At 43.9% G+C, this 17029-nt stretch carries 19 protein-coding genes and 1 riboswitch; of the genes, 6 read left to right on the top strand and 13 right to left on the bottom strand.

All coding sequences use genetic code 11. The features are described 5' to 3' along the window. Positions 1-98: 98 nt before the first annotated feature. The 3 genes from BN1002_RS22350 (at position 99) to BN1002_RS22340 (ending at position 2637) form a co-directional block, all read left to right on the top strand. On the top strand, positions 99-710 hold the full coding sequence (locus BN1002_RS22350; protein ID WP_048828226.1) for an alpha/beta hydrolase: 612 nt from the start codon (positions 99-101) through the stop codon (positions 708-710). A gap of 98 nt (positions 711-808) precedes the next feature. Beyond that, positions 809-1420, top strand: a complete 612-nt coding sequence (gene wrbA / locus BN1002_RS22345) for an NAD(P)H:quinone oxidoreductase (RefSeq protein WP_048828225.1) — start codon at positions 809-811, stop codon at positions 1418-1420. A 185-nt stretch (positions 1421-1605) separates the two neighbouring features. Then, on the top strand, positions 1606-2637 hold the full coding sequence (locus BN1002_RS22340) for an STAS domain-containing protein (protein ID WP_048828224.1): 1032 nt from the start codon (positions 1606-1608) through the stop codon (positions 2635-2637). Between the two features lie 88 nt (positions 2638-2725). On the opposite strand, the gene BN1002_RS22335 is transcribed toward BN1002_RS22340, so the two are convergent. The 5 genes from BN1002_RS22335 to BN1002_RS22315 all read right to left on the bottom strand — a co-directional run bounded on the left by BN1002_RS22335 (position 2726) and on the right by BN1002_RS22315 (position 5901). Next, the gene (locus BN1002_RS22335; RefSeq protein WP_048828223.1) at positions 2726-2950 is read right to left on the bottom strand and encodes a hypothetical protein; all 225 of its coding nucleotides are present in this window, start codon (positions 2948-2950) and stop codon (positions 2726-2728) included. A 202-nt stretch (positions 2951-3152) separates the two neighbouring features. Then, complete coding sequence (locus BN1002_RS22330) at positions 3153-4106, bottom strand: AtpZ/AtpI family protein (protein ID WP_231575133.1); 954 nt, start codon at positions 4104-4106, stop codon at positions 3153-3155. Continuing rightward, positions 4106-4489: an ATP synthase F0 subunit B gene (locus BN1002_RS22325; RefSeq protein WP_048828221.1), complete on the bottom strand. Its 384-nt coding sequence runs from the start codon at positions 4487-4489 to the stop codon at positions 4106-4108. Before BN1002_RS22325 ends, BN1002_RS22330 begins: the two co-directional genes overlap by 1 nt. A gap of 17 nt (positions 4490-4506) precedes the next feature. Next, the gene (gene atpB, locus BN1002_RS22320) at positions 4507-5220 is read right to left on the bottom strand and encodes a F0F1 ATP synthase subunit A (RefSeq protein WP_082036411.1); all 714 of its coding nucleotides are present in this window, start codon (positions 5218-5220) and stop codon (positions 4507-4509) included. 276 nt (positions 5221-5496) lie between these two features. Further along, positions 5497-5901, bottom strand: coding sequence for a HesB/YadR/YfhF family protein (locus BN1002_RS22315; protein ID WP_048828220.1), 405 nt, complete (start codon positions 5899-5901; stop codon positions 5497-5499). A 138-nt stretch (positions 5902-6039) separates the two neighbouring features. Here BN1002_RS22315 and BN1002_RS22310 point away from each other — a divergent pair, with 138 nt between their 5' ends. Further along, positions 6040-6399 (top strand): hypothetical protein, encoded by a 360-nt coding sequence (locus BN1002_RS22310; protein ID WP_048828219.1) that lies wholly within the window; start codon positions 6040-6042, stop codon positions 6397-6399. Positions 6400-6412: 13 nt separating this feature from the next. Here the strand turns inward: BN1002_RS22310 and BN1002_RS24160 are convergent, their stop codons facing one another. From BN1002_RS24160 to BN1002_RS22295, 4 genes are all read right to left on the bottom strand, one after another. Further along, entirely contained in the window at positions 6413-6571 is a 159-nt protein-coding gene (locus BN1002_RS24160; RefSeq protein WP_197072896.1) for a hypothetical protein, read from the bottom strand. Positions 6572-6639: 68 nt separating this feature from the next. Beyond that, complete coding sequence (locus BN1002_RS22305; RefSeq protein ID WP_048828218.1) at positions 6640-7992, bottom strand: hemolysin family protein; 1353 nt, start codon at positions 7990-7992, stop codon at positions 6640-6642. A 58-nt stretch (positions 7993-8050) separates the two neighbouring features. Beyond that, positions 8051-8482 carry a MerR family transcriptional regulator gene (locus tag BN1002_RS22300; RefSeq protein WP_269429826.1) on the bottom strand — a complete coding sequence of 144 codons (432 nt, stop codon included), beginning with the start codon at positions 8480-8482 and terminating at the stop codon, positions 8051-8053. A 148-nt stretch (positions 8483-8630) separates the two neighbouring features. Beyond that, the gene (locus BN1002_RS22295; RefSeq protein ID WP_048828217.1) at positions 8631-9179 is read right to left on the bottom strand and encodes a GNAT family N-acetyltransferase; all 549 of its coding nucleotides are present in this window, start codon (positions 9177-9179) and stop codon (positions 8631-8633) included. Between the two features lie 198 nt (positions 9180-9377). Here BN1002_RS22295 and BN1002_RS22290 point away from each other — a divergent pair, with 198 nt between their 5' ends. Beyond that, positions 9378-10655, top strand: coding sequence for a dicarboxylate/amino acid:cation symporter (locus tag BN1002_RS22290; RefSeq protein WP_048828216.1), 1278 nt, complete (start codon positions 9378-9380; stop codon positions 10653-10655). A gap of 60 nt (positions 10656-10715) precedes the next feature. Here the strand turns inward: BN1002_RS22290 and BN1002_RS22285 are convergent, their stop codons facing one another. Beyond that, positions 10716-11615 (bottom strand): cation diffusion facilitator family transporter, encoded by a 900-nt coding sequence (locus BN1002_RS22285; RefSeq protein WP_048828215.1) that lies wholly within the window; start codon positions 11613-11615, stop codon positions 10716-10718. A gap of 180 nt (positions 11616-11795) precedes the next feature. Beyond that, a riboswitch (TPP riboswitch) is annotated at positions 11796-11903 on the top strand. Positions 11904-12072: 169 nt separating this feature from the next. Here BN1002_RS22285 and thiT point away from each other — a divergent pair. After that, positions 12073-12678 carry an energy-coupled thiamine transporter ThiT gene (gene thiT, locus BN1002_RS22280; protein WP_048828214.1) on the top strand — a complete coding sequence of 202 codons (606 nt, stop codon included), beginning with the start codon at positions 12073-12075 and terminating at the stop codon, positions 12676-12678. Positions 12679-13027: 349 nt separating this feature from the next. Here the strand turns inward: thiT and alr are convergent, their stop codons facing one another. The 3 genes from alr to BN1002_RS22265 form a co-directional block, all read right to left on the bottom strand. Then, positions 13028-14224: an alanine racemase gene (gene alr / locus BN1002_RS22275; RefSeq protein WP_048828213.1), complete on the bottom strand. Its 1197-nt coding sequence runs from the start codon at positions 14222-14224 to the stop codon at positions 13028-13030. 95 nt (positions 14225-14319) lie between these two features. Next, positions 14320-15453: an alanine dehydrogenase gene (gene ald / locus BN1002_RS22270; protein ID WP_048828212.1), complete on the bottom strand. Its 1134-nt coding sequence runs from the start codon at positions 15451-15453 to the stop codon at positions 14320-14322. Positions 15454-15588: 135 nt separating this feature from the next. After that, entirely contained in the window at positions 15589-16800 is a 1212-nt protein-coding gene (locus BN1002_RS22265; protein WP_048828345.1) for a PucR family transcriptional regulator, read from the bottom strand. Between the last annotated feature and the right edge of the window lie 229 nt (positions 16801-17029).

The following is a 17029-nucleotide window of genomic DNA, read 5'->3' as shown; positions in this document are numbered from 1 at the left end:
GCCCCGGATTTTAAGACTGGGGCTTTTTGGTCGCAGGAAATTGACATGAATCCTGCTGAGGTCTAACATTGCTATAAGTTATTATGGAGGGATATAGCATGAAGCATATATTTTTGAATGGCAAAAATGGCTCGGATACGGTATTGCTTCTCCTGCACGGGACTGGCGGAACGGAGCAGGATTTGCTTCCACTGGCAGAAAGGATAGATCCTGTTGCGGCCGTACTCAGTGTACGCGGCAATGTATTGGAGCATGGAATGCCCCGTTTTTTCCGCAGGCTGGCGGAAGGAGTTTTTGATGAAGAAGATCTCGTTTTTCGGACAAGGGAGCTGCATGATTTTCTTGACGAAGCGGCGGTAAAGTACAATTTCAACCGGGACAGCATTGTTGCTGTCGGCTATTCCAATGGTGCTAATATTGCCGCAAGTTTGCTGTTCCATTTTGGCAAAACCTTAAAAGGTGCCGTGCTGCATCATCCAATGGTCCCAAGAAGAGGAATAGACCTTCCTGCTCTAGCCGGCTTACCAATTTTCATTGGGGCGGGGAAAAACGATCCCATTTGCCCTGCCGTACAATCAGAAGAACTTAAGTCGATGCTTGCTGAAGCGGGAGCAGATGTTCACCTCTATTGGGAAAACTACGGACATCAGCTTACCTTCTCTGAAGTGGAAGAAGCGGGAGCTTGGTACAAAAAAGTTTTTCATGATTAATTTTTCTGGATGGGGGAATTTTAAAGAGTGATTAACCAATTGCCTGTACAGTTGATGAATAGGCAATTGGCACTCTCGCCTCAAGGAGGATGTAAATCATGCCCCAGGTTAAACTTGCTGTTGTCTATTATAGTTCTACAGGAACGAATTACCATTTGGCGAAATGGGCGGAAGAAGGCGCCAAGGAAGCAGGTGCGGAAGTTAAGGTATTAAAAGTGCCTGAGCTTGCGCCCCAATCAGCAATTGAGTCCAATCCTAAGTGGAAGGAACATGCGGAAAAGACGAAGGACGTGCCTGAAGTATCGCTTGATGATATAGAATGGGCTGATGCCATCATTTTCAGTGTTCCAACAAGGTTCGGCAATATGCCTGCCCAGATGAAGCAGTTTCTTGATACATCAGGAGGGCTTTGGTTCCATGGCAAGCTGGTCAACAAAGTTGTCAGTGCAATGACTTCCGCGCAAAACCCCCATGGCGGCCAGGAAGCGACAATCCTCTCACTGTATACAACGATGTACCATTGGGGAGCCATTGTTGTAACTCCCGGATATACGGATAATGCCATTTATGCTGCAGGCGGGAACCCTTATGGAACAAGCGTGACTGTCAGCCAGGATGGCAATATGGTTGAAGACGTGGAGGCCGCGGTCAAACATCAGGCAAAACGGACAATCACTATTGCAGAGTGGATAAAAAATGGTACTCAATGATCCAAAAGGAGAGGAACAGCCGTCATTGAAGCAACGGCTGTTTCTTTTGTTATGGAAATGAAAAAAATGTAAAGCAATGTATATAATTAGACATAGTCCTTCTTTAAAGGTACCATTTAATAAAGATTAATACTTATATGCAATCGATGGATACGCCCACCGAATTAAGAGGGGAGATATCTAATATGGCGACTAAAAAACAAACGGCCCTTAAAGAGATAAACGTTGAAGGTTTGGATTTCGCATGGAATCCGGAAGAAGGCCAGTTTATTTTTGAAGGGGAAGATGCAGTCCTTTTTTGGATAACATCAGCAATGCGTACTTTTTTTGACACAATTGAGGAAGTTTCAGGTGCGGAAGCGGGTGCTCTAGTCCTTGAAACGACAGGTTTCAGGCAGGGACTTGTGGTCAGTCAGTATTTTGTCAACAATAGAGTTTCTGTAGAAGAAGCCTCGAGGCTCATACCTAATACATATGCATCTGCAGGTTGGGGAAAAGCGGAAATAAAAGAATTGAATCTAGATAAGAAAACCTTGCTGATTGAAATCACGGACAGCTGGGAATTTAAAATAAACAAAGAGCAGGGGAAAAGTGAAAGCGGCAAATACCTGCCGGCCCATTACGCGGGAATTTTCACAGGCTTACTCGGGACAAATATATGGTATAGAGTCGTTAAAGACCAATTGAATGGGGATAAATGCACGGTCGTTGAATATTTCCCGTCGGAAGTGACTGTTACACACAATATCCATCAGTTGGCGAGAAGAAAGGAATCTGAGCAAATCCGGGAGCTGGAATTGCTCGTTGAAGAGAAAACACGCGATCTCCAGGAGCTTGTTAAAGAATTATCCTCACCGATTATTCCTGTCCTTGAAGGCATTGTGGTTGTGCCTTTAATCGGGAAATATGATGAAATTCGTTCGGAGAATCTCCTTGTAAAAACACTTAACAATTTACCGAAGTATAAAGCGAACTATCTGATCCTTGATTTGACAGGACTTGATTCTGATATAGAAGACTATGGGTTTGACTTCATCCAGAAGCTTGGCGCAGCGGCAACATTAGTTGGAATCGAAACGATACTGGTTGGTATAACCGCTGAACTTGGTTCTATTGTTGCCCAATCCCATATTAATTTATCTAAATTCCAATGTTTCCAGTCCCTGCAGTTTGGTATCTACTACGCACTTTCCCAAAGCGGCAAAAAGATTATATAACCGATTCAGGCAATGCCGGCGTTCAGGCGTTGCCTTTAATTTTCTTTAAGCAGAGCACAAAAATAAAGGAGCCGGCGGCCCCTTTTCTTTATGATAAATCATGTCCCGATGCAGCGGGTTTATTAAGCCTCAAAATTGAGGAGTCAGATATGTCCAATTGGTAGACCAATTCACTTAATGCGATGGTGACAAGGTCACGTTCCGTGTATTCAAAAGTATCCAAAGGAGAGATACGGTTTCGTTCAGCCAATTTTTCTCTTATTTGCCGGCACATCCAAAGATGATAGTCTGAAAGCTCAACCTGTTTTAGCAAAAGACAATCCCCCCTTTCTGATTCTCCCCGAAGCAACTGAACCGTTGCCTGCAGATATGCTAATAGGCCAATGTTTGACTGCTTTTAGCGTGTGCATGATTGGGAAGTTTCACTTTCATTATCCCCCAAAAAAAAGTACTGCAAACGTGCGCGGTTCAGGTGTAAGTCAGAAATTTACAGGAAATATCAGGGAGAAATTCGGTTATGCCCGTTTTTCAGCAGGGCGGATATGGGTAACAAGGCCATCAACATCCGTAATATAGAATTGAATCTCAGGCTGCACCTTTAAGTAGTGGTCCTGGAGAAGCTGATAATAATTAACCCTTTTGCTCGGATCGAATTGCAGCATTGGGTACTGTCGCTTATCCTTGACATACTGGTCGACTGCCTTTTGTACAAGATCCATTTGGACAGGTATGTGTTTTTCATCTTCTTCGAAAAGGTCATACGTTTCTCTGGACATGTAAAAATTCTTGGATGGAACCCCGCCAAGAATATGAGCCAATTGAGTGAAATCTATTCTATTGTCCTCCTTGACTAGAATGGTTCTGTAAACTCCCTTTGGCAGGCTATCAGAAAACTTTCTTACAGCTTTTCTTACTTCATCAAGCGAAACTTCAATTTCAGGCCATGATGGCTGTGATTCCTTCTCTTTTTTTACCTTTTCTCTATTCAGCAATGAAGAAGCCGGTTTGAAATATTTAATTGCCATAGCGTAAACAGTATATCCGCCAAAAGCAAGGCCGACAGCCAGCCCAATGAGTGTGAATAGCGGATAGACGGTCAGGCTTCCATCCAGGTAGGCCCCGGCTTTATATCCGGCAAAAATGGAAACCCCTAAAGTGACGGCGAAAACCATATGGAGTGATAGCGCTTTCATAAGGAAGTCAGTAAACTCCCCCCATTGTTTCCCATTGAGGTTGCCGGCATCTTTCAAAAATTCAGCAACATCTCCCTTTAATTCTTCAGAAACATTATATTCCTCTAAAAAGGGCTCAACGTATTCATTTAAATGCTTTTTTTCATTCCTTAATATACAGGCGGATTTCTCCAGTTCCCCTTTCTTGTAATGCACTAAAATCATGTGTTCTTCCAGTCCCAGTTCAAGGTCTTCCGTCACCCTTCCGTAATTTTTTGAGAAAGTCCGTTTCATCATTAAGCCCCCCTGTGCTGGTTATGGCTGTTAAGGATTCTCCTTGCATCGTCTTTGGCGTTGTGAACGATTTCCCTTGCTTCCGCAACTGATTGTTCAAATGCGGAGCGAGCCTCTTCTTCGCTCCGGGACCTGATTATTCGGGCCTCTTCGCGGGCAAGGACAACCAGGCGTTCCTGTTCAAGAAGCTTTTGTTCCGCTTCCTTCTTATATTGCTCGGCCAGGGAAAGCTGCTGCCCAATATAAGCTTTCCTCTTTTCCATCACCCCTAAAAGCCGTCCCATAACAAATTTTTTAATCAAAAATACTAAAACAGTAAAAATCAAAGCTTGATAAATCATTGTTCCGAGTGAGACAGGGATACCAAAAACCTCGAAGTCACCCATCTTTTCCATCTCCTTATTCATGTGATTCTATGAGCAATATAGACCATGGTCAACGTAACGAAAATGTATGCTTGGATCGCACCGATAAATAGGCAAAATGCCTGCCAAATCAAAAGCGGCAATGCTGCCAGGACAGCAGGAATGACTCCGCTTGTAATGGTTCCCGCCAGAATGGCAAGCATTACTTCCCCGGCATATATATTCCCGAACAGGCGGAGGCCAAGGGTGAGAGTGGTGCAAAACTGTTCCAGAATATTAATGGGAAGAAATGCTTTGAACGGTTTGAAGTAACTTAGAAAGTAGTGTTTAAATCCATGCAGGCGAATGTCGATGAAGTGGGTATAGGCCATAATCATGATGGCAAGTGTCATGGTTACGTGCGCGTCCGCGGTTGGGGATTTCCACCATGAAACCTGATGGGCGTCTCCGGTGATAATGGAGAAGGGGATGCCGAGACTATTGGAGATGAATAAATACAAAAGCAGCGAGACGCCGGTAGAAAGAATGAATAAATTTTTCGAGGCACCAATGGAATTGCTCATAATGCCCTGGACAAATTCAATCGACCATTCCATGAAATTCTGGATGCCCGCCGGCATCCGTTCATCCAATTTTCTGATTGATAGCAGGGCGATGAAGAATACGAGAAGTGAAGAAATGGTGCTTGTCAGTACAATGGATAAATCAAAGGTGATGCCAAGCCATGTTACCAATGGCCTGTCGTAATGCATGATGTCCAACCCCTTTCTGAATGGGTAATAAAAAGAGTGCACCTGCTTTGCAGAGTACAATCCTGATGCCGGACAAATTAAGCTGAAAATTGCGGTTGAGGATATTAAATATGTTTGCAATAGGCCTTCCTAACCAATTTATGTATTAGTTATCTTAATTGTATCACTATTCGCAAAATAATTGTGACAAACAAGGGAGTTTTTTGGGAATTTTGCAAATTAAAAACCTGAGGAGCGTCGGAAGGGCTCCCCAGGTTTGCGTACGGCCAACTTTGGTTAATTTAATATCAAGGTTTCATCTTCATAACGCACAGCCAATTCTTTTAAAACCTCATCAAAATACAAATAAGTTTTTGTTTCTTCAAAAAACCAGCGATCATTTTCTTCGATGAAAAAGGTCAATCCATCCATACGCTGGGTATAGCCTGCGTTTACAGGTGCCTCAACGGAGAATGCGAGGCTGTAACCTTTGTGTTTTTGCCCAAAGCCTGCATATTGCGGGAATAAACGGATGTTGGAAGGGACTTTTATTTCAAACTCATCTGAAAACCAGTGGAATGCCTTTTTATCAACTGAGAGGAACATTTTTGACACCAGCCCTTTTGAAGTATTTTTTCCCGGCAATGTCTGCCTGATTTTAAGATACTCCGTTTCCGGACCCGCTTCTATGATATTATTCACACACAGGCAGGTTAAAGGTGCACGTTCATCATTCGTTCACGTTTTTGGTTCAGATAATAGTTTTCTTTATTTTGTAACATCCATATAGTACATATGGTGATAAGATGAATAAAAAGAAAATAAAAGGAGCAATCCAACATGGATGAAACCAAAAAACAACTTACAGATGCCGTAAATGACATAAAACAATTAATCGATTCATTCGGTTCAACTTTGGGAAGTATTGAGAAAAGGCTTGCAAGGCTAGAAAAGGTGGACAGCATTGAACATAGAGTAGCTGTTAACCAGATCGACCTCTCTGATATTAAGGAATCACTGCAGCGGATAGAGGAAAGGCAGACCGATGAAATTTTAAAAGCAGTAAAGGAAATCCGTGAAGCAACAGGGGCCAATGGCAGGGAGGAAATAAAGCATATAAACAGAAGGCTTGATTCCCATCTTGTCAAACTGGCAAAGGCAGAAGAGGATTTAATTATTTTAAAGAATAACAGAACCTAAAATTTTGGCTCTGTTATCCTTGATTGTTGATTTCCACTTCGGAGACATGCTTTCCGCGGGGCGGACCGTGGAGCCTCCTCGGCGTCCTTGACGCCTGTGGGGACTCCACGTGCCGCTTCATCCCGCCGGAGTCAGTCCCCTCCGTTCCAATCAACTTTTTGAAGATCAACACTCACCTTTAATAGAGTTAAAAATACTGAAAGAAACAGGCGCTTCCTGAAGTAGGGAGCGCCTGTTTTATTAAGATAATATTCCCGGGTTGGCGAGTGGAACCTGGTTCAAAGCCGGTTCGGCCACTTCAGCCCTTTTCATTACCTCGATATAGCGGATATGATGTTCTTCCATTTCGATAATTTTAAAGGAGTAAGCATCACGATGAATGATATCGCCTTCCTTGGCCTCAAAGTTTTCAGTCAGGATCCAGCCGCCGATTGTGTCAACGTCTTCATCCTGAATTTCCAGGCCAAGCAGGTCGTTTACTTCACTCACCAGCACTTTCGAATCGATGATGAAATGTGCTTCCTTGACCTTTCTGATCATTGGGACTTCATCCATATCAAATTCATCCCTAATATCCCCGACAATTTCCTCAAGGATATCCTCTGCCGTTACAAGGCCTGATGTGCCGCCATACTCATCCATCAGGATAGCCATATGAATCCGTTCCTTCTGCATCTTCACAAGCAGATCGTGAATTGGGATCGTATCGATGACGCGGATGATTGGGCGTGAGTACTGCTCAATTGTTTTTACAGTAATCTTTTCTGTACCGATTAAGTCTGTCAAAATTTCTTTAATATTGATTTGTCCAATGATGTGGTCTTTGTCACCATCAATAACCGGATAGCGGGTGAACTTTTCTTCCTTAATGACTGAAAGAACATTTTCCAGCGTATCATCCTTCGACAGGGACACAATCTCTGTCCTCGGAACCATGATTTCCTTGGCAATCCGGTTGTCAAATTCAAAAATTTTGTTCACATACTTAAACTCTGATTGGTTTATTTCCCCACTTTTATAGCTTTCAGACAGAATGATCCGCAGTTCTTCTTCGGTATGGGCCAATTCATTCTCTGTCGCCGGTTTCAGTCCGAAAAACCTGACAATCAGCTGTGCGGATCCGTTTAATGCCCAAATGAACGGATACATCAGCTTATAAAAGAAGATGAGCGGCCTTGACGTTAAAAGTGTAATAGTTTCCGCTTTTTGGATTGCAACTGTTTTCGGAGCAAGTTCACCAACTACCACATGGAGGAAGGTAATCACCCCAAAAGCCAAAGTGAACGTAAGAATCTTTGAAACGCCTTCAGAAATATGCAGCATATGCAAAACAGGCGCCAGAATCCTTTCCATTGTCGGTTCAGCTATCCAGCCAAGGGCGAGAGCGGTGATCGTAATCCCAAGCTGGCAAGCTGAAAGATATTCATCCAAATTCATTATTACTTTTTTCGCGGCAACCGCACTTGAACTTCCTTCTTCAATCAACTGATCAATTCTTGAGCTTCTGACCCTGATAATCGCAAATTCCGATGCGACAAAAAAGGCTGTCAAAGCGATAAAAATGGCTATTAAAACCAAGTTTAATATGTCCAATAAATTTCCTTACCCCGCGGATTGCGGGTAAAGGAGTCACCTCCTGGTAAATTCAAAATCAACTTGTCAGTTCTTGTAAAGATTGCAAGAGCGCCGAACATTCCTGATTTAGATTTCTGGAAACAAGATCCCGCTTTTGTGAATCCATTTTTCGGATAAGAGGCAAAAGGGCTGTTAAATCGTCCTGCAGCTGCTTCATTTGCTGGGCAACAGAATAAGCCTGGTCTTCAACCTCTGATTCACGAATTTCAACTGCCTTCTTGATTTCCAGCTTTCTCTTAATCTCTTCCAACGGAAAGTGCATGTTTTTGCATTCTTCGATATATTTAAGATCCTTGAGTGCTTTTTCATCATAAAGACGGTAATTGGAACGGGTCCTATCGGCGTTCAAAAGGCCGATGGAAGTATAGTAATCTATGGTTCTTTTAGAAACGCCGGCTCTCAATGCTAGTTCGCCAATTCGATAGATAACCCCATCATACCACCTCAACTAGTAAAATTAAGATAATTATAATGGAAAACAAACTGTACAGTCAAACGTTGCAGTTAGTGTTGGTTTTTATCCTAGTTTATGCATCAGTCACAGCGTTATGAAACAAATCCTCCATTTAAGTGTGGGAATAATGATACACAGCACTTTATAAATTTTCCCGCCAATCGCTGGCAAGCATTCCATATACGATCAGATCGTGAAATTTATTGTAAAGCAATTCACCATCCCTAATTTTTCCTTCCAGTGTAAAACCGAGACGCTCCGGAATCGCGCGGCTTTTCATATTTCCTTCGCCGCACCGGATTTCAACACGATTCAGGCCGAGGTCGTTAAAAGCATAGTTTAAGAGGGCTTGCACTGAACGGGTCATAATTCCATGGCCTTCCGCATTTTTTGCAAGGTAGTAGCCGATGGAAGTATGCCTGTTTCTCCAGTCAATATAATGAAGGCCAATAGCTCCTACCAATTCTCCTTGAAATAAGATCCCAGTATTGAAGCCATTATTATCAGCGAATTGTTTCAGCCACATAGGAATAATTGTTTCGTACTGATAATGGCTAGACATGTCATCCACCCAAGGCAGCCAATCCCTTAAATGATTCCGGTTTTCATTTACTAAATTGTATAAACGTTTACAATCATTCAACTGAAATAATTGTAGTTCAATTTCCTCGTCTACTTTAAAGGTAAACATTCCAAATCCTCCCTGATATTTTTAAAATGCTTGCATGTTTGCCTGGTTTTTATAATGGGTATTTAAAATCAACTTCTGTTGAACATAGTCGTACCGTGGAGAAAACCAGGCGGGCAAATTTTCCATGTTCTATGTATTTACAGAAAAGTTTAATCTATTTTGCTGTATAAGCCAATAAGGAAAAACAGGAGGTAGGGTATGAAGCTGACTACAAAGATTATTATTGCGCTATTGGCAGGTGCGATTACAGGGTTATTATTAAACTTATACTCCATGGTTACATTTAACATCCTGGATAAATTTTTATTTACACCAGCCGGAAAAATTTTTATCAGCCTGATCACAATGCTTGTCGTTCCAATTGTTTTGTTTTCGATTATCCTTGGAGTAGCTGGCCTCGGCGATCCCAAGAAGCTTGGCAGGATGGGCTTTAAGACCATCGCCTATTTTCTTGGTACAACGGCCCTGGCCATCGTCATCGGCTTGATACTCGCTCTGACAATCAAGCCTGGCAAACTGGGAACTTTTGATACAAAATCGGCTGAATTCAGTGCTGAAAAAGCGCCTCCGGTCAGTGATACACTTCTAAATATCATCCCGACGAATCCGATTGATGCGCTGGCAAGCGGGAATATGCTGCAAGTCATTGTATTCGCTATATTCATCGGTCTCGCGCTTACTGCACTCGGTGAAAGGACAAAAGGCTTTTACAATGTCATTGAACAGGGCAATGAAATTATGATGTACCTGGTTAATATTGTAATGAAATTCGCCCCATACGGTACATTCGGACTGATTGCTTCAGCAATTGGCAGCCAGGGCCTCAGCGCCATCAAATCCATGGGTGTCTATATGATTGTTGTCATTCTTGGATTGCTTATCCACGCTTTCGCTACTTATGGAAGCGCCGTTTACTTCTTGGGGAACATGAATCCGATAAAGTTTTTTAAAGGTTTTGCACCGGCAATAGGAGTGGCAGTCAGTACTTCCAGCAGTAATGCCACTCTGCCGGTATCAATGGAATCAGCGCGAAAAAATTTAAAAGTCCCTGAGCATATTTCGAGTTTCGTCCAGCCGCTTGGCGCAACAATCAACATGGATGGAACAGCGATCATGCAAGGAGTGGCAACGATATTCATCGCTCAGGTCTATAATGTCGACTTAAGCCTTACTCAAATTTTGACTGTTGTATTAACGGCAGTTCTTGCGAGTATCGGAACAGCAGGGGTGCCTGGTGTGGGACTTATCATGCTGGCGATGGTGCTTCAATCAGTCAATTTGCCAGTTGAAGGAATCGGGCTGATCCTTGGGATTGACAGGCTCCTTGATATGGTGAGGACGGCAGTTAACATTACCGGAGATGCTTCCTGTGCCGTTATTGTCGCAGAAGGGGAAAGGCGTAGGATGGAAAAAGAAAAGGCTAAAGATAGGGGAAAGCTATCAAAGCGGGCTCCTTCCTTTATACAAGAAAAATAAACGCATAAAAACCCGTGCTTTTGAAAGAAGTACGGGTTTTCCTTGTCGGGAATTTATATGCTATTCCTTCTTTTCAGTAAACGTTTTTTCCGCGCCCCAATACGGTTCCACATGGATGATTGCATAGCGGACGCCATGCTTTTTCTTGAGGCTAGTTTCGATTGCTTCTGTGATGGCGTGGCCTTCAATTATTGTAAGGGTTGGGTCGACAAGAATTGTTGATTCAATCAGAGTCTGATTACCATGGGTTCTCGCTTTGATTTCTGTAACTCCTTTGACACCGGCTGTATCCTTGATTGTCCGCCTCAATTCAGGGACTTTGCTGACATCGAATCCATCAGTCAGCGCATGGGAGGCATCCCTGAATATTTCCCAGGCAGTCCTGCAGATAATGAGCCCGACAACAACAGCGGCAACCATATCGAGCCAGACGATGCCGATTCTAGAGCCAAGAATTCCGACGAGTGCTCCAATGCTGACGAGTGCGTCGGAACGATTATCCTGGGCTACGGCATGAATGGCGGCACTGTCGATTTTTTTTGCCAGCCTCTTATTATAGGTATATACACAGAGCATGACCGCCGCTGATCCAAGTGCTGTCCAGGCCGTCAGCCAATCTGGTACTGGCTTCTCCCCGTCAAAAAAAGACTGTCCGGCATTGATCAGAACCTCAATTCCGACACCGAGCATAATGAATGCGGCAACAAGGGAAGCAATAGTTTCCGCTCTATAGTGGCCATAATGATGATCTTTATCAGGTGGTTTCCGGGAAATTTTAAGTCCAACGAGTACTGCTATTGAGGCTACAACATCGGTCATATTATTAAGGCCATCCGCGGTTAATCCTTCTGAGTTACCATATCGGCCAGCCACAAGCTTACAGGAAGCAAGTAAAATGTAGGCAATGATGCTGACCCATGCCCCTGTTTCTCCTGCTTTTAATTGGTTATCCCGATCCATTTGCAGTCCCCCTGAAAGTTTGTCCATATCCACCTTAACAAAAAAAGGAAGGCGATATCAACTTTACCATGTTTGATATCCAGTTCGCATATTTTTTGAACCTGTAAGTAATAGTGCCGCGTTGCTTATTATTGTCAAAAACAAGGAAGAATAGTATAGTAAAGATGGATATCAATTGAATACTTCCACAAGGGGAGCTGCCTTGCGCGGCTGAGAGTGAACGTTTGGAGTTCTGACCCTTTGAACCTGTTAGTTAACGCTAGCGTAGGGATGTGGCCTGCCAATAATGGCAATACAGGACCCTTTTTAAAGCGTTTTTGTATTGCTTTTTTATTTGGCCAAAAATGCCTGTAAGGCATTCCCCATATTAAAGGAAGCTTTCAAACGGATACCCGAAAAAGGGATGGAATCTGCGGTAAAACCGCTTCTGTCCCGGACAAAGAGGGGGAGACGTTGAATGGAAAAAAGGAAGACATTATTTTTGGTAGAGGTGGCCATCTTTTCGGCTCTGGCTTATTTGCTTGATCTGGCTGCCGGTTTTTTCTCATTTAAAATCTGGGCACAGGGCGGTTCAATTTCAATCGCCATGGTACCAATCTTTTTAATGGCGTACAGATGGGGAGTTAAGGGAGGATTGCTTACCGGATTTTTATTGGGCCTTCTGCAGGTAGCCCTCGGCACTCCTTACATCATTCATCCGGTACAGGGAGCACTTGATTATTTTGTTGCATTTACAGTTGTTGGTTTTGCGGGAGTTTTTGCGGCCTCTGCCAGAAAGGTAAAGGAGGAAGGAAACAGGCGGCGCTGGATGTCCTATATTATTTCAGGGATATTTTTAGGAAGCGTGCTGAGGTTTATGGCCCACTTCATCGGAGGCGTCGTGTTTTTTGCCGATTCTGCCCCCGAAGGGACGCCGGCTGCACTATTTTCTTTCTTATATAATGGATCGTATATGCTGCCAAACGCGATTTTATGTTCGATCATCGTCATCCTGGTGTTTAATGCCTCACCAAGGCTGATCTCAAGCCAAGGTGGAGGAAAAACACTTAACAACCACTTATAATAGTAAAAAAGGAAAAGGGGGACCTTTTCCTTTTTTATGGCTTAGTTAAAGGTGAGTGTTGATTTTCACTAAGTTGATTGGAATGGAGGGGACTGACTCCTGCGGGATGTAGCGGCACGTGGAGACCCCTCGAAAAGCGGAAGTGCCTTGGGCAGCCCCGACAAGCGCTGGAGGGCCAGAAGGGGAAGTCGTTCTTTGACTTCACATTCGGGACCGAAGCGACCTCGAGGGGCTAGGCGCTGCAGCTGGACAAACAGGCGTCTTGTACGCCGAGGAGGCTCCACGGTCCGCCCCGCGGAAAGCATGTCCCCGGAGTGGAAATCAATAATCAACAATAGCAGAGCCTTTTTTATATAGCTCCGAATTCCAGATAATGCGCGGCAAAATCGTCGTTGCAAGGTTCTTGGGCCACCGAATCCGTATATATCCGGGGAATCCGTTTGCCGACAAGACAAACCACTTCGTAATTTATTGTCCCTATGATGGCAGCGACATCGTCAACCGATTGGAAGGCAGAACCGTCAGTGCCAAATATAGTGACTGTATCACCAGGTTGGCAATCGACTATGGCAGTAACGTCGAGGATGATTTGATCCATGCACACCCTTCCGGCAATCGGCGCCTTGGCCCCTTTTATAAGAAGGTTCACCCGGTTTGAAAGCAATCTTGAAAATCCATCTGCATAACCAATTGGCAAGGTCGCCAAAATCGATTCGTACGGTGCAGCCCATGTGCACCCATAGCCGACTGGCCGGTCGGCAGGCACCTTTTTAACCATGGAAATCTTTGTTTTGACGGACAGTGCCTGGCGCAGTTTAATTGGATGTGCTTTTAATGAGGCGTCAGGATATAAACCATACATGGCGATTCCGATACGGACCATATCAAGGTGCATTGCCGGAAAGTTCATTGCTCCCGCGCTGTTACAGCAGTGCTTTATAGGTATTTCAATGCCAGCATCGCTAATTTTCCCCAAAATACGCTGAAACCGTTCAAACTGATGGAGGGTATAAGCAGTATCCGGGTTGTCCGCGTTTGCGAAGTGCGTAAAGATGCCTTCCAGTCTGATATACTTGGAAGCGGCGGCTTTCTTGGCGATTTCTACAGCTTCCTTTTGAGAAGTTATCCCAAATCTCGACATCCCCGTATCGATTTTCAAATGAATAACCGCTTCTAATTTTAATTGCTTTGCCTCCGAAATGATCCAGTTAAGCATATCCATACTTGCCACTGACAATGTTATTTGGCTGCTGATGGCCGTACGTACCGATCTTTCCGGAGTATGGCCAAGGACAAGCAGGGGAGTGCTGATGCCAGCATTTCTCAGTTCCATTGCTTCGTCCAAAATGGCAACAGCCAAATAGTCCGCGCCTGCCGATAATGCCGCATTAGCAACCTGGACCGCCCCATGGCCGTAGCCATCCGCTTTAACGACTGCCATCAGTTTTATTTCTCCGCCGATAAACTTCTTAAACTGCCGAAGATTGCCTCTCACTGCTTCAAGTGAAACTTCGGCCCATGTATCCCTGAAACTGTCAATCTTCACTCAAAAATCCCCCTTTTAAAAACTGCCCCTCCAGCGAGACGAGGGACAGTTTCTTTTCTGAGCATTAAGATTCGGTTATTTAGAATGGTATCTTTTTAGATGGAAGACAATTCTTTTTCCAGGGCAGTTTCAACCGGCATATACGTGTAACCAAGATCCCTGGCCACTGCCTCGTAGGTTACTTCGCCATTGGCAGTGTTGACTCCAGGCTTTAAGTGGGGATTATCCACAATCGCTTTGAAAACCCCTTTATTGGCAATTTGAAGAGCATAGGGAACCGTCACATTTGTCAATGCGATCGTCGATGTCCTTGGAACTGCGCCTGGCATATTGGCTACTGAATAATGGACAACGCCATGCTTGATGTAAATAGGGTTGTCATGGGTTGTTACATGGTCGCTTGTTTCAAAAATCCCGCCCTGGTCAATTGCGACATCGACAATGACAGCACCTGGCTTCATGCTTTTTACCATTTCTTCAGTCACAAGCTTTGGTGCTTTAGCGCCTGGAATAAGCACCGCGCCAATAACCAGGTCCGCCTCTTTAACTGCTTCGGCTATATTGAAAGGATTGGACATTAGCGTTTTAATTTGTGTTCCGAAAATATCATCGAGCTGGCGGAGGCGCTCCGCATTCAAATCAATGATTGTCACATCAGCTCCGAGCCCGACAGCCATTTTTGCTGCATTCGTTCCGACAATACCGCCGCCGATAATTGTGACCTTACCGCGATTGACACCAGGGACTCCCGAAAGAAGGATTCCGAGTCCTCCGTTTGTCTTTTGCAAAAATTGCGCGCCGATTTGCGCCGCCATCCTGCCTGCAACCTCACTCATTGGCGTCAGCAGCGGAAGGGTCCGATTGACCTCTACCGTCTCATAAGCAATCGCGATGACCCCTTTTTCAGTCAATGCTTTCGCCAATGCCGGCTCGGCGGCCAGATGTAAATAAGTGAACAGAATTAAACCTTGGCGGAAATATCCATACTCACTCTCAAGTGGTTCTTTCACTTTCATGATCATGTCAGCTTGCGACCATACCGAGGAAGCGCTTTCAATTAATTCGGCGCCAGCTTCTTCATATGTTTCATTTGCAAATCCGCTCCCAAGGCCTGCATTCTTTTCGATGATGACCTTATGCCCTGCTTTTGTGAAAGAAACGACTCCTGCCGGGGTTAATGCCACCCGGTTCTCATTGTTTTTAATTTCTTTAGGAACCCCAATAATCATTTCTGTTACCTCCCCTTTGTAATCACCATTCATTTTGGTATGAAATCAGTATAAAAGGTTTTGACTATTAATTCATTGTAAAGAATAAAAAAAGAAACGTCCTCCTTTTGTGATTTTGCACAAAAGGAGGGACGTTTAGAATTTCGCCAGCTTCAAGTCCAAATAAAGGAGGAACTTCTGATTAGGGTCCTTGAAGTTTATTTCCCCGATTTCCGAAATACGTTTTAGCCTGTAGTTAAGTGTATTGGCATGGATATTCAGTGCTTTGGCCGCATCATTTGCATTCGAGTCCGCAGACAAAAACACTTCAAGTGTCTCTTCAAGATTCGTATGATGTTTAAGATCGTACTCCCTTAGCCTCGAAAGGGAAGGATTTTCATAACTTGTATCCTTCCGCTTTTCCAGGACGATATCCATTAATTGATAGATGCCGAGTTTTTGATAGCTGTGGATTTTTCCGGTTTCATTCGGGAACTTTTTTTTAATCGAAAGGACTGCCAAAGCTTCCTTATAAGCCTTTTCCGTATCCCGGTAATCCCGGTGTGGAGAGCTGAAGGCAGGCCTTATTGAAACTTGGGTACCAATATGGCTGGCGATTTTTCCTGCAAAAGATCCATAGAACTTTCCTGTAATATCGGAGTTGCCACTGCCCTGGTTCACCGCAATCAATAAAATCAGCAAATTGCAATCAATGGTATGCAGAATAGGTTTGATATCAGAAAAGGTATACAGTAAATAAGTAATTCTCTTTTCTTCCTGGGTTGAGATATTCCTGCCAAAGTCAAATGCCGCGATGACAAACGGAAAGGAGGAATTTAACTGAAGGAGATTGCAATTTTCATTAATTTCCTCTTCTTCCTTCAGATGGCCCGTCAGAAGCTTCCAAAAAAACTCCTGCTTTCTGTCTTCCTTCTTATTTTTGCGGATTTGCAGTTGAAGCAGTTTGCTTTTCGCGGCATCCGCGGCACTTTTTAAAAGACGCATTTCTTCTTCTCCAAGTGTCCTGCCAACCTCAAGAGCCCAAATAAAGCCCAGCAGCTCTTCCTGATTCCGGATGGAAATGGCCACCCTGTCCCCAAGGCCGATTTCTTGATTGCACCTGACGCGGACGGGGTCGGAGGTTTTGAGGAGGGCCGGTATTGTACCGTCTTTCCAAAGCTGGTTGACAACCTTTTCCGGAACCCGCCGGCTGATAATCGTCGAAATCCGGGCTGTGTCAGTCTGTTCATTATGGCTGCTGTAAGCGATAAGCCGGTGATTTGCATCTTCAATTGTAATAGGGCATTGAATGGCAATACTGATCGTCTCGGCGAATTCCTCAAGGCTGTCAAACGTCGTTTTAAACATATCTTTTACAAGTCCGGGCAAAAAAGCCACCTCCTAAAACCTTGCCTGTCACCAGGCTTGTAATTGTAGATTTCCACAAGTGAAGAAGATAATTTTTTATATATTCCACAAAATATCTGTTTTTCGGACATGTTACAATCGTTTCAAGAAATAACCAAATTATTTGAAAGCGCTACCAATTACTCGCAGGCAGGAGGGGAAAGGGCATAAAAATAACATTAAAATTTAT

The sequence above is a fragment of the Bacillus sp. B-jedd genome (genome assembly GCF_000821085.1).
GTDB lineage: Bacteria > Bacillota > Bacilli > Bacillales > Cytobacillaceae > Bacillus_D.
This window is presented reverse-complemented; position numbering and strand designations above follow the sequence as displayed.